Annotated in this window: 11 protein-coding genes and 1 pseudogene; 8 read left to right on the top strand and 4 right to left on the bottom strand. The window is 72.5% G+C overall.

Annotation, left to right across the window (positions count from 1 at the left end; translation table 11 throughout):
* Window positions 1–10 precede the first annotated feature (10 nt).
* Window positions 11–970 carry an ABC transporter substrate-binding protein gene (locus K4G22_RS08450; protein WP_228079271.1) on the bottom strand — a complete coding sequence of 320 codons (960 nt, stop codon included), beginning with the start codon at window positions 968–970 and terminating at the stop codon, window positions 11–13.
* Between the two features lie 590 nt (window positions 971–1560).
* Here K4G22_RS08450 and K4G22_RS08455 point away from each other — a divergent pair.
* On the top strand, window positions 1561–2796 hold the full coding sequence (locus K4G22_RS08455; protein WP_322785079.1) for an NAD(P)-dependent malic enzyme: 1236 nt from the start codon (window positions 1561–1563) through the stop codon (window positions 2794–2796).
* A 52-nt stretch (window positions 2797–2848) separates the two neighbouring features.
* Here the strand turns inward: K4G22_RS08455 and K4G22_RS08460 are convergent, their stop codons facing one another.
* Window positions 2849–3607, bottom strand: a complete 759-nt coding sequence (locus K4G22_RS08460) for a class I SAM-dependent methyltransferase (RefSeq protein WP_228079272.1) — start codon at window positions 3605–3607, stop codon at window positions 2849–2851.
* A gap of 123 nt (window positions 3608–3730) precedes the next feature.
* Between K4G22_RS08460 and K4G22_RS08465 the strand changes: the two genes are divergently transcribed.
* A complete protein-coding gene (locus tag K4G22_RS08465; RefSeq protein WP_228079273.1) occupies window positions 3731–4435 on the top strand; it encodes a CGNR zinc finger domain-containing protein in 705 nt (234 codons plus the stop codon).
* On the opposite strand, the pseudogene sodX reads toward K4G22_RS08465, so the two are convergent.
* A pseudogene (sodX, locus tag K4G22_RS08470) lies at window positions 4426–4728 on the bottom strand (nickel-type superoxide dismutase maturation protease); the annotation flags it as partial. The gene K4G22_RS08465 and the pseudogene sodX overlap by 10 nt on opposite strands.
* 253 nt (window positions 4729–4981) lie before the next feature.
* Between sodX and sodN the strand changes: the two are divergent.
* Together sodN and K4G22_RS08480 are read left to right on the top strand one after the other, a co-directional pair.
* Window positions 4982–5377 (top strand): superoxide dismutase, Ni, encoded by a 396-nt coding sequence (gene sodN, locus K4G22_RS08475; protein ID WP_228079274.1) that lies wholly within the window; start codon window positions 4982–4984, stop codon window positions 5375–5377.
* A gap of 186 nt (window positions 5378–5563) precedes the next feature.
* The gene (locus tag K4G22_RS08480; RefSeq protein WP_425336630.1) at window positions 5564–6805 is read left to right on the top strand and encodes an NAD(P)/FAD-dependent oxidoreductase; all 1242 of its coding nucleotides are present in this window, start codon (window positions 5564–5566) and stop codon (window positions 6803–6805) included.
* Here K4G22_RS08480 and K4G22_RS08485 read toward each other — a convergent pair.
* Complete coding sequence (locus K4G22_RS08485) at window positions 6790–9096, bottom strand: HelD family protein (RefSeq protein WP_228079276.1); 2307 nt, start codon at window positions 9094–9096, stop codon at window positions 6790–6792. The two genes, K4G22_RS08480 and K4G22_RS08485, sit on opposite strands and share 16 nt — an antisense overlap.
* Window positions 9097–9393: 297 nt before the next feature.
* On the opposite strand from K4G22_RS08485, the gene K4G22_RS08490 reads away from it, so the two are divergent.
* The 4 genes from K4G22_RS08490 (at window position 9394) to K4G22_RS08505 (ending at window position 12648) form a co-directional block, all read left to right on the top strand.
* Complete coding sequence (locus K4G22_RS08490; protein WP_228079277.1) at window positions 9394–10491, top strand: hypothetical protein; 1098 nt, start codon at window positions 9394–9396, stop codon at window positions 10489–10491.
* 53 nt (window positions 10492–10544) lie between these two features.
* Window positions 10545–11030 carry an NUDIX domain-containing protein gene (locus K4G22_RS08495; RefSeq protein ID WP_228079278.1) on the top strand — a complete coding sequence of 162 codons (486 nt, stop codon included), beginning with the start codon at window positions 10545–10547 and terminating at the stop codon, window positions 11028–11030.
* 272 nt (window positions 11031–11302) lie between these two features.
* The gene (locus K4G22_RS08500; RefSeq protein WP_062206720.1) at window positions 11303–11716 is read left to right on the top strand and encodes an ATP-binding protein; all 414 of its coding nucleotides are present in this window, start codon (window positions 11303–11305) and stop codon (window positions 11714–11716) included.
* The gene (locus tag K4G22_RS08505) at window positions 11713–12648 is read left to right on the top strand and encodes an RNA polymerase sigma factor SigF (RefSeq protein WP_228079279.1); all 936 of its coding nucleotides are present in this window, start codon (window positions 11713–11715) and stop codon (window positions 12646–12648) included. The genes K4G22_RS08500 and K4G22_RS08505 overlap by 4 nt, the downstream gene beginning before the upstream one ends.
* Window positions 12649–12664 lie beyond the last annotated feature (16 nt).

Below are 12664 nucleotides of genomic sequence, written 5' to 3' on the forward strand. Positions count from 1 at the left end.
TGCCGCTGGATCACTCGCCGGCGTTGACGGTCGCCTCGTCGATCGCGCCGGCCTCCGCGTTCCACTCGGCCAGGATCTCGGCATAGGTGCCGTTGTCGATGATCTCCTGGACGGCGGCCTGGAGCGCGTCGCGCAGTTCGGTGTTGTCCTTGGCGACCGCGATGCCGTAGGGCGCGGCGTCGATCTGCTCGCCGACTACCTTGAACAGCTCGCCGTCGCCCGCGGTCAGCTCGTTGTAGAGCGCCACCGGGTAGTCCGTGATGACCACGTCGGCGCGGCCGTTCTGGAGCGCGGCGATGGAGTCGCTGTCCACCTGGTTGATCACCGGGCTGATCGCCTCGTCGCAGGACTCCTGCGCCGCCTCGACGACCGCCTCGTTGGCGGTGCCCTGCTGGGCCGCGACGTTGAGGCCGCAGAGGTCGGCCACGGACTCGACGCCGTGCGGGTTGTCGACGGGGACCAGGATCGCGGAGCCGGCCTGGAAGTAGTTGACGAAGTCCGCGCCGCCCTCGGCGTCCTCGCTGATGCCCTGCTGGCGCTCCGCCGTGTCCGTCATCGCGGACATGATCACGTCGTGGCGGCCGTTGTTCAGGCCCAGGATCAGACCGTCGAAGGTGCCGTTCTCGAAGACGAAGTCAACCCCGAGGGCCTCGCCGAGCGCGGCGCCGATGTCCGGGTCGATGCCGGCGATCTCGTCGTTCTCGTCGATGAACTCGATGGGCGCGTAGGCGATGTCCGAGCCGACCTTGATCTCGCCGGCGTCCTGGATGCTCTGCGGCAACAGCTCGAACAGCTCGCCGCGCTCCTCCGTGCCCTCGCCGGTGTCGGAGGACTCCGAACCGCCGGAGCCGCCGGAGTCGTCCCCGGCGTCGTCGGTCTGGTCACCACAGGCACCGAGCAGCAGAACGCCTGCGGCGGCGAGCGCACCTGCCGCGGCCAGACGGGAGCGGCGAGTGAGGCTGGCGGTCATGGCGTGATCCTCCTGGGGCGAAAAACCGAGGGGGGCCGGGCACGCGTCTTCGAGTGTCGCGACGGGGTTCAACGGTCGATGAGAGGACATCCTGCCATCCGAAAGCGGAACTTCACCGGCCAGTAGATCAAGATCGGATAACGGACAACCGACACCGGAGAGCGGAGGTGGACAACTCGTGGGCGCGGGTTGTTCCTTGCGCGTTCCTGAGAGATGCGTCACGCACCCCCGCCACCGCAGGTCAGCGGAGGCCGAGCACGCCCCGTGGCCCGGCGCGGCGCGCGTCCGCCGGCCGGGCCGGCGCGGTTCGCCCGGACGCCGAACCCATTCGTGTCCCGGCCCCTCCATCCGGTAGAACCGACCCTTACACCCCTCACCCGGGGACCTGGGCGTCTGTGCGAAGCGCCCGGCGTCCGCACCCTCCCCGTGCCGGCAGCCACGTGCCGGACGGGCGGCGGACGTGGTGCCGCCCGTGCTCCGACCGGAGAGCGGCCACCCGCGAACAGTCACGGTGCGGCGCGTTGTGCCTCGGAGCACCGACACCGCGCCGACCCGCATGAGATTGCATGAGACAAAGGGGTTCTCAGCCAGTGGCATCGGAGATCATCAACCCACGCGGTGAACTCACCCGCGAACAGCCCACCCATGCCCCGTCGGCCGGGCTGGTCGACGCCGGCATCGACCCGGTGTTCGCCCTGCACCGGGGCGGCAAGATGGCCGTGCGCGGCACCGTCCCGCTGCGCGACGCGGACGACCTCTCGCTCGCCTACACCCCCGGCGTCGCCCGGGTCTGCGAGGCGATCGCGGAACGGCCCGAGCTGGTCCACGACTACACCTGGAAGTCGGGGACGGTCGCGGTGGTCACCGACGGCAGCGCGGTGCTCGGCCTGGGCGACATCGGGCCCGAGGCGTCGCTTCCGGTGATGGAGGGCAAGGCCATCCTGTTCAAGCAGTTCGGCGGCGTGGACGCGGTCCCGGTGGCGCTCGACTGCCGCGAGCCCGACGAACTCGTCGAGACCGTCGTCCGGTTGGCGCCGTCCTTCGGCGGCATCAACCTGGAGGACATCTCGGCCCCGCGGTGCTTCGAGATCGAGCGGCGGCTCCAGGAGCGCCTGGACATCCCGGTCTTCCACGACGACCAGCACGGCACCGCCGTGGTCACGCTGGCCGCGCTGCGGAACGCGGCCAGGCTCACCGGGCGTGACCTGGCCGATCTGCGGGTGGTCATCTCGGGCGCCGGCGCGGCCGGCGTCGCCATCAGCCGCATCCTGATGGGCGCCGGCGTCGGCGACGTCGTGGTCTGCGACCGGCGCGGCGTGGTCTCGGCGGACCGCACGGATCTGACGGACGTCAAACGGGAGTTGGCCGAGCTGACCAACCGGACGGGACTGACCGGTTCGCTGGCGGACGCGCTGGCCGGCGCCGACGTGTTCGTCGGGGTCAGCGGGGGCACCGTTCCCGAGTCGGCGGTGGCGAGCATGGCCCCGGGCGCGTTCGTCTTCGCCATGGCCAACCCGGACCCCGAGGTCCACCCCGAGGTGGCCGCCCGGCACGCGGCGGTGGTGGCCACCGGGCGCAGCGACTTCCCCAACCAGATCAACAACGTGCTGGCCTTCCCCGGGATCTTCGCCGGCGCCCTGCGGGTGCGGGCCACCCGGATCACCGAGGGCATGAAGCTGGCCGCCGCCGAGGCCCTGGCCTCGGTGGTCGCTGACGAGCTGAGCCCCACCCGGGTGATCCCCTCCCCGTTCGACGAGCGGGTGGCGCCGGCCGTGGCCGCCGCCGTCGCCGAGGCGGCGCGCGCCGAGGGCGTCGCGCGGATCTGACCCGCCGCGCCCGCCGTCCGGCCCGTGCGGGCCGGGCGGCGGGGGTGCGGGTTCAGCGCAGGGCCAGCACGGTGGCGTCGTTCGGGGAGGCCCAGACCGGCCTGGCCTCGGCGAAGCCGGCCTCGCGCAGGGCGTCGACATGCCAGTCGATGGAGAACATCTGCCCGTCGGAGTGATCGCCCTCGCTGGGGTCGCCGAAGATCCGGAACCGCTCCGCCGTGGGGGCGGCCAACTCGGGCGCCTCGGCGGCCGACCGCCACCACTCCGCCCAGTCGGCGCGGCCCCGCTCCTTCTCCCGGCGCTGCCTGGCCTCGTCGAAGGCCCTGATCGCCGCGTTGATCCGGGGCGCCCGCTCGTGCGGCATATGGTCGGCGTTGAGGAAGACGCCGCCGGGCCGCACCAGTTGGGCCAGCCGGCCGTAGAGCGCGCGCAGCGACTCCTCGCGCAGCCAGTGCAGTGCGGTCGCGGTCAGCACCGCGTCATAGGAGGGGTGCGGGAGCGCGGCCGTCCAGTCGGGGTCGGTGAGATCGGCGGCGACGAACGAGGCCCTGGGGTGGTCGGCGAAGCTGCCCCTGGCGATGGTCAGCAGCGCGGGGTCGAGGTCGACGCCCGTGCTGACCGCGTCGGGGAACCTGCGCAGCGCCCTGGCACTGATGCTGCCGGTGCCACAGGCGAGATCGAGCACGCGGGGACGGTCCCCGACGACGGCCTCGACCGCGTCGAGCATCACCCGGAACCGCTCCTCCCGATCCGGCAGGTACCACTCCTGCTGATCGTCCCAACTCTGCTGCCAAACAGACCAGTCCGTCATATCCGCTCCCCTGGGCTCGGTGTCGGTCGAGAAGACGCGAGAGCCGTCAGTAAGGGCCGATATCCGGATCGGCCCATTACTATGGCCCGGGCCGACTATAAACCGCGCCGGTAAGGAATCACAATGGAGTTGACCTATTACGCGGACTTCGCCGTACGCCTGGTGAACACGGAGCAGCCGCAGCGCGGCACCGACTCCCTCACCTCGGTGGACGCCGTCCGCGCGCTCTTCGGCGAGGCCCAGCACGCGGCCCGCCGGGCGGGCGAGGGCGATGTGACCCGACTGCGCGGCGTCCGCGGCCGGCTGCGCGCCGTCTTCACCGCCGCGCACGAGGGCGAGGAGGTGCGCGCCGTCGACCTGCTGAACGCCCTGCTGCTCGAATACCCGGCGAGCCCCCAGATCTCGGGGCACGACTACCTCGACGAGGCCGGTCGGCCCCGCTGGCACCTGCACCTCGCCGAGCATCCGTCGAACGCCACCGCCGGCTATGCCGCCATCGCCTGCATGGGGCTCGCCTTCCAGCTCACCGATCTGGGCGTCAACCGGCTCGGCATCTGCGAAGCGGCCCCCTGCCGCAACGCCTATATCGACACATCGACCAATCGTTCCAAGCGCTACTGCACCGACCGCTGTGCCACCCGCGCCAACGTCGCCGCCTACCGGGCGCGCAAGCGCCGGGAGCGCGCGGAGAGCGGGCGCACGGTGGACGGCAGCCGGCCCAGCGCCCCCACCAGGGAGCCGACCCGGCCCGGGGAGCCGGCGGGCGCCGGCGCCTCGACCAGCCCGGAGACGCCGGGCGACCCGACGGCGTCAGCCGGGGAACGCTGACCCAACGGCGAGCGCAGCCGCACCAGCGCCCTCGCCACCAGCAGCCCGTCCGGCACCACGCCGAACTCCCGACTGTCGTTGGTGACCGCGCCGTTGTCGCCCAGCACCCACCAGCCCTCGTCCCGCCGCTCCACCGCGCGCTTCACGATCAGCAGATCGTGCTGGAACGGGTGGCGCAGCACCACCACATGCCCGGGACGCACCCTGGCACCATAGGCGAGCAGCAACTGGTCACCCGGACGCAGGGTGGGCAGCATCGAGGGGTTGTAGACCTCGGCCAACCCAAACCTCATCGCACCCTCACTTGTCGTCCATGAGCCATCGTGCCCGGAACGCCCGTTGATCGCATGCGGGCGCCTCGGACCGGCCCGTACCCCGGGCCCGAACCATCCTCGCGCCCCCACCCGCCAGGCTCCGCCTCAGGGCCCGCCACGGCATGGGACTTTCGATCCAAGACCCCGCCGAGCCCCCGGGTCGACGGAGAAAACCGGCCCTGTACGGAGTAACCTCGCCGGTGAGAAGACGATCACGAGGAAGGACAGCTCTATGCTCTCCCGCCTGTTCGCCCCGAAGGTCAAGGTCAGCGCGCACTGCGACCTTCCGTGTGGCGTGTACGACCCGGCCCAGGCCCGCATCGAGGCCGAGTCCGTCAAGGCCGTCCAGGAGAAGTACCAAGCCAACGACGACCCGCACTTCCGTGCCAGGGCCACCGTCATCAAGGAGGAGCGCGCCGAGCTGGCGAAGCATCACGTCTCGGTGCTGTGGAGCGACTACTTCAAGCCGCCGCACTTCGAGAAGTACCCCGAGCTGCACCAGCTGGTCAACGAGACCCTCAAGGCCCTGAGCGCCGCCAAGGGTTCGACCGACCCGGCGACCGGCCAGAAGGCCCTGGACTACATCGCCCAGATCGACAAGATCTTCTGGGAGACCAAGAAGGGCTGACGCCCCCTCAGGGCGTCCATCCCCTCCGCACCCGGATCGCGGCCCGCCCAACCCGGCGGCCATGGCGGTCCGGGTGCGCTCTTGTGCACCGGCCGCCCGCCGCCCCTCTTGGCCGGCCGGGGGCCGGTGACGGAGGATTCCCCTGTCCGCCAGGCGCCCGGTCAGCGGGCGCCCGAACCAGGGGAGATGGACGTGAACAGGAGCGCGGGAAAGCGGTTCGCCGAAGAGATCCTGATCGTCGGCGCCGGCGTGGTGGGGGCCTCGGTCGCCTACCACCTCACCCGGCTGGGGCACGAGCGGGTGACGGTGCTCGACGCCCGTGACCGCGCCCGGCTGCCCGGCTCGACCGGTCTGGCGCCCGGCTTCGTCGGCCAGCTCAGCGCCACCCCCGAGCTGACCGTGCTGGCCCGGGACAGCGTCGCCACCTACCGCGCGCTCGCCAAGACCACGCCCGAGCCGGTCTTCTTGCAGGTCGGCTGCCTTGAGGTCGCCACCACACCCGCCCGCCTTGAGCAGGCCCACCACGACGTGGAGCAGGGCGAACGGGCCGGACTGCCGGCCCGGGTGCTCGACCCCACCGAGGCCGCAGCGCTGGCCCCCGCGCTGATCGACGCCGAGCGCGCCCTGGGCGCGCTGCACCTGCCCACCGACGGCGCCGCCGACCCGGCCGCGCTCACCCACGCCCTCGTCCAGGCCGCCACGAACGGCGGAGCGCGCTTCCGCTTCGACGCGCCGGTGCGCGCGCTGGAGATCGAGGACGGCCGGGTGGTGGGCGTGCGCGCCGGGGCGGACGGCGAGCTGCTGCGCGCCGGCCGGACCGTGCTGGCCACCGGGATCTGGGGCCCCGTGCTGGCGGCGACGGCCAGCGTGCGCCTGCCCATGGCCGCCGTCCAACACCCCTACCTCTACACCGCCGAACTGCCGGAACTCGACGACACCCCCATCGACGGACCGATCGTCCGCTACCCCGACCACGCCGTCTACACCCGCCGCCACGGCCGCCGCTACGGGCTCGGCTCCTACGCCCACCCACCGCTTCCGCTGACTCCCTCAGCCGCCCTCACCTCAGCGGAACTCCCCTTCAGGGAAGAGGACTTCGGCACCGCCCCGGCCGCGGCCACCGCCCTGGTGCCGGTCTTCCGCACGGCCCCAGTGGGCCGCCGCCTCAACGGGGTGTTCGCCCTGACGCCCGACGAACTCCCACTGGTCGGGCCAGCCGCCGGGGTGGCGGGGCTGTGGTGCGCCGAGGCGTCCTGGGTCACCCACGCCGGCGGCGTCGGCCGCCAGCTGGCCAGCCAGCTCCTGGAGACCGGCGACCCGCTGGTCGACCCCGAGCGGCTGGCCCCCGACCGCTTCGCCTCCTGGAGCGACGAACGGATCAGCGCCACCGCCCTCGGCCACTACCAGGGCATCTACGACGCGCACTGACCCGTGCCCCGCTCGCACCCCAGCGGCCCGACCAGGCCCGCCAGCCCCACCGGCGGCGCTGACCCCGGGTGGAGCACGCCAAGACGCCTGGTCGGGCGGGTCAGCGCGACATAGAGGTCGCCGAGTCCACGCGGCCCATCGGCGACCATCCGCTCCGGGTCGACGACCACCACCGCGTCGAACTCAAGCCCCTTGGCGGTGCCCGGGTCCAACGCGACGATCCGCTCGCCGCGCCCCAGGGCCGCGACCGCCGCCCCGGCCGCGCCCCGCAGCGCCCGGGGCACCAGCACGGCGACCCGTCCCGCCGGCAGCGCCTCGCACTCCAGCGCGGCGAGCCGCGCCGCCTCGGCGGCCAGCCCGGCGGGCGAGGCGTCCGCCGCGCGGCGCCACCAGGGGCGCACACCGCTCTCCCGCACGGCGCGCGGCGCCCGCCGCGACGGGTCGATCCGGCCGAGCACCTCGGCCGCGACCTCGGCGATCTCCGTCGGCAGCCGGTAGTTGACGGTCAGCTCGGCCAGCCGCCAGCGGTCGCCCACATGGGGCCGCAGCACGTCGTCCCAGGACGGCGCGCCCCCCGGGTCACCGGTCTGCGCGATATCGCCGACCAGCGTCATCGACCGGGCGGGAGCGCGGCGCATCAGCAGCCGCCAGGCCATCGGGGACAGCTCCTGCGCCTCGTCCACCACCACATGGCCGAAGGCCCAGGTGCGGTCGGCCGCGGCGCGCCGCGCCGGGGTGCGGTGATCCACGGCGGCCTGCCGCTCGGCGAGCGCCTCGGCGTCCAACAGGTCCCAGCCGGCGAGCTGTTCCGACTCCTCGCCGTCGTCGACGTCGACCGTCCGGGAGCCGTAGCCGACGGCCAGCGCCTCCCCGGCCAGCCGCAGCGCGTGGGCCCGTTCCTCGTCCTCGGGGCCGGGGCCCGCCTCGGGCAGCGGGCCGAGGAGCTCGGCCGCCTCGTCCAGCAGGGGCACATCCGCCGCCGTCCAGCCGTCGGGCGCCTCGGGGCGGTGCAGGGCGGCGCGTTCCGCCTCGGTCAGCCCGGGCGCGGCCACGGCCAGCCGGTCGAGCGAGCCGAGGAGGCCGGCGAGCAGCGTCGTCGGGCTGAGCGTGGGCCACAGCTCGTCGAGGGTCGCCCGCACCGCGGGCTCGGCGACGAGGTCGGCGCGGACGGTGGCGATCTCCTCCTCGCCCAACAGCGGGCCGCCGTCCAGCACATCCGTGCCGAACTCCGCCACCGACAGCTCGGTCAGGGCGTCGACCAGCAGCTTCGCGAAGACGTCTCTGGCCTGGTTGTGCGGCAGTCCGCTCGCCCTGGCCGCCCGCCTGAGCGCGGCGCAGGTGGTCGGCGCCAGCCGGAGCCGCTGGCGGTCGACCTCGACGACACAGCCGTCGTCCGGGGCCAGTTGACGGTCGGCGACGGCCCGTTCCAGCACCTCGACCATGGCGCGCCGCCCCTTGAGCGTCGCGCCCGCCGCATGCTCCGCGCCCTGGGGGCGCACGCCGGGGTAGAGCTGGTCGACGGTGGCAAGAAGCACGCCGGTCTCGCCCAGCGAGGGCAGCACGTCGCCGATGTAGCGCAGGAACGTCGGGTTGGGGCCGACCACCAGCACCACGCTCCTGGCCAGTTGTTCACGCCGGGTGTAGAGGAGGTAGGCGGCGCGGTGGAGCGCGACGGCGGTCTTTCCCGTGCCTGGGCCGCCCTGCACCACCAGCACCCCACGGTGGTGGGCACGGATGACCTCGTCCTGCTCGGCCTGGATGGTGGCCACGATGTCGCCCATCCGGTCCGTCCTGGCCGCGTTCAGCGCGTCCAGCAGCGCCGAGTCCCCGCTCACCTCGGCGGTGCCGGCGAACTCCTCGTCCCACACTCCGACGACGACGCGCCCCTGTGACTGGATATGCCGACGCCGACGCACCTCCAACGGATTGAGCGCGGTGGCCACATAGAAGGGACGAGCGGCGGGCGCCCGCCAGTCGATGAGCAACGGGTTGTACGTTCCGTCCGTGTCCCGCAGCCCCAGCCGGCCGATATAGCGGCGCTCCTCGTCCCGCATATCGAGTCGGCCGAAGCACAGCCCGTTCTCCACACCGTCGAGCAGCGCCAGCCGGCTGGCCAACTCCTGTGCCGTGACATCGCGTTCGGCCAGCCCCTGATGGCCGAGCCCGGTGCTCGCCAGGGTGGCGTCCAGCTGCCGCGCCACCTGCTCGCGCAGGGCGTCGAGCCGCTCGTACAGGCCATTCACATAGCGGCGTTCGGCATCGAGGTCCCCGTTTTCCTGGCGACTTGACATCGCTTTCCTCTACTCGCCAGAAATTCGCTAGAATTAGCTTGTGAGTTGACTCGCCGATCCTTTTCAGGCGCATCAAACCCAGCAATATAGCGAAGAATTCGCCGCCCTTTCAAGGGGCGGTTTTCCTTTTTCCGGACCGCTGCCGCCCACCCCGCGCGTGCAACGCCTTGGCAACAAGCCCCGCCCCGTCGCTTCCCCCCGCCCGACGGCCCCTGACATGGTCGAAGCGCCGTTTCGGCGGAGGCGGCCAGCCGCTTCCGCTTCCGAGGCGTCGCTCATCGCAGCACGGGGGGACTCATGACCACTTCGGACCCGATCCCGCAGGGCCCACCGACACCGCCCCAGGGACCGCCGCCCCACGCACCGCCCCCGTCCGGCCCCAGGCCGCCGGCCGTCCACGGCCGCGCGCCGGCCGAACACGCCCCGCGCTACCTGATCGCCGGCGTCCTGCTGCTGCTCTTCGCCGGCGGCGTGAGCGCCTGGGTGATCACCGGCGTCAACGACTCCTGGAGCAGCCCGGGCGACCTGTTCCAGGCGCTCCTGTTCGATCCGCTGCGGCAGGTGCACCCCCTGGCCCTCACCCCGTACGAGTGGGTGTTCGCCGCCGCGCTCCTCACCGTGGGCGTCCTCGCGCTCTGCCAGCGCCAGGTGGCCAGGGGCGGCGCGCTGGTGCTGGCGTTCCTCCTGCTGGGGCTCTGCCTGCGGCAGGCGGTCGGCGCGCTGGACGACCGGTACCGCGCGGGCTTCGAGGTGCCGGACTACGGTGCCTGGACGCTGGTCACCTACGCCTCGGGGCTGGCCATCGCCATCGCCCTGCTGCTGCTGTTGCTGCCCGCCGGCGAACGGGGCCGGGCCGCGACGGCGCCGGGGCCGTCCCCCACCGGCCGACGCCTCCTCGGCATCGGCGGCGGGCTGATGATCGTCCTGGCGCTGGTGGACCTGGCCTGGGTCCTGGACAACCAGCGACTGGCGGCCGAATACGGCTGGAAGAGCTGGACCGACTACTTCAGAGACCTCGTCGACCCCGCGCTCTTCCACTCGCCCACCTCGTTGACCAGCGGCATCGGCTTCTACGAAGCCGCGCTGCCGATCTCCCTGCTGGCGGTCGGCGCGCTGGCCGTCGCCGGTCGTCCCGTGGCACGCGGCGGCGGGCTCGCCCTGGCCGGCATGCTGTTCTATCTGGAGCTGCGCCAACTGATCGGCGTCATCAGGGAGGACAGCTGGGACCACCTCCTGGAGACCACCCGCGGCACCCTGCTGCTGACGACCGTTCTCGTCTCCGTCGCCGCGCTGCTGGCCACGGTCGGCGCCCTGGCCGCGGCCGGCTCCCGCGGGCACGCCGGCGGCGCGCCCAGCCCGCACCCCTGGCCGCACCCGGGGCCGCGCGGCTGGTGACCGGCGGAGAAACCCGCTGCCGCGCGGCCCGCCTCGCTGGCTACGCTGCCGGCATGTCCTCAGCGCTGCCCCCGGCCGTCCAGTCCATGACCATGCTCGCCGCCGCCGTGCTGGTGCACGACCCGGCGACGCACCGCGTGCTGCTGCTGCGCCGCGGCCCGGCCGCCAAGTTCGCGCCCGGGCAGTGGGATCTGCCGGTCGGCAAGAGCGATCCGGGCGAGCCGGTGACCACCACCGCCGTACGGGAGTTGCGCGAGGAGACGGGGCTGGTCGTGAAGGAGTCGGCGCTCCGGCTGGCCCATGTGCTGCATGTGGCGCGCGGCGTCGAGGCGCCCAACGGCTTCGTCACGGTGGTGTTCAGGACCGAGGACTGGAGCGGCGAGCCGCGCAACGTCGAACCGGCCAAGCACTCCGAGGTGCGCTGGGTGGACGTCGACGCGCTGCCCGCGTACTCGGCGACCATGGTCTTCGGCGGCGACCGCCTGGTGGAGCGCTGCCTGAGCGACGAGGTCGACCTGACCCTCCTCGGCTGGCCGTGACGCGTGGGGCCCCTGGGGCAGTACGATCAACGACCATCGCGGTGATCACGCACAACATCTGTCGTGGACACGGGATTTGACGCCACCCCACCGGGCACAGTAAGCACTGAGTGCATTACGATGAGTAATACCGCTGAGGTGGTCGGGTCGGTCGGCCACATCCCGGGTCAGGCGACAGCGCGCTGTGGATCGCGGTAGCGTCGCAGGGCGGCCAGGGCACCTCGGTGGTGCCCTGGAGCGCTTACGAACTGTGAGTCTCTGTGGAGGTGAGGGTGTCCCAATTCCCAGGTGAGCCCGGATCGCAGGACTTCGTCGAAGTCCGGCTACCGGCCGCGGGTGCGTATCTGTCGGTGCTGCGGACGGCCACGGCCGGGCTCGCGGCCCGACTGGACTTCACCCTCGACGAGATCGAGGATCTGCGCATCGCGGTGGACGAGGCGTGCGCCATTCTGCTCCAGCAGGCCATCCACGGCAGTGTGCTCGACTGCGTCTTCACGCTGGTCGGCGACGCGCTGCGGGTCACGGTCTCCGCCCCGACCACGGAGGGGCACGCGCCGGAGCGTGACACCTTCGCCTGGACAGTGCTCACCGCGCTCGCCGGCGAAGTCGAATCGACCGTCGCCGAGGACAAGACGGTCAGCATCAGCCTGCACAAGAAGCGCGGCGCCGCCCCCGGAGCGCCGTGACCGGCGCCCAGGGGCCGCCACGGGACGAGGGGGCCGAGGTGAACGAGGTGGACCAGACAGCGCGCACGGCGGCACACCAACAGCCGGCCGGCGCGGCCATTCCCGGGCAGTCCGACCCGCCGATCCGGCGGTTCGGAGCCGACCAACCACAGACGCGACGCCGTCTGTCGGCCGATCCGCAGGACCGCAGCGCGGCCAGGGCCCTCTTCGTCCGGCTGCGCGAGCTGCCCGAAGGCTCAGCGGCGAAGGCGGAGTTGCGCGACACCCTGGTGCGCATGCATCTGCCGCTGGTGGAGCATCTCGCGCGCCGCTTCCGCAATCGGGGCGAGCCGCTGGACGACCTCACCCAGGTCGCCACCATCGGGTTGATCAAGTCCGTCGACCGCTTCGACCCCGAGCGCGGCGTGGAGTTCTCCACCTACGCCACGCCCACCGTGGTCGGCGAGATCAAACGGCACTTCCGGGACAAGGGCTGGGCCGTGCGGGTCCCCCGGCGGCTCCAGGAGCTGCGCCTCTCGCTGAGCCAGGCCACCGCTGAGCTGTCCCAACAGCACGGCAGGGCCCCCACGGTGCACGAGCTGGCCCAGCGGCTGAACATCTCCGAAGAGGATGTACTGGAGGGCCTGGAGTCGGCCAACGCGTACAGCACGCTCTCCCTGGACGTCCCCGACACCGACGACGAGTCGCCGGCCGTCGCCGACACGCTGGGCGCCGAGGACGACGCGCTGGAGGGCGTGGAGTACCGCGAGTCGCTCAAGCCCCTGCTGGAGCAACTGCCGCCCAGGGAGAAGAAGATCCTGCTGCTGCGCTTCTTCGGCAACATGACCCAGTCGCAGATCGCCCAGGAGGTCGGCATCTCGCAGATGCATGTCTCCCGGCTGTTGGCCCGCACCCTGGCCCAACTCCGGGAGAAGCTGCTCGTCGAGGAGTGAGGGCCCGACCGTCCTT

The sequence above is a fragment of the Streptomyces profundus genome (genome assembly GCF_020740535.1).
GTDB classification, from domain to species: Bacteria; Actinomycetota; Actinomycetes; order Streptomycetales; family Streptomycetaceae; genus Streptomyces; species Streptomyces profundus.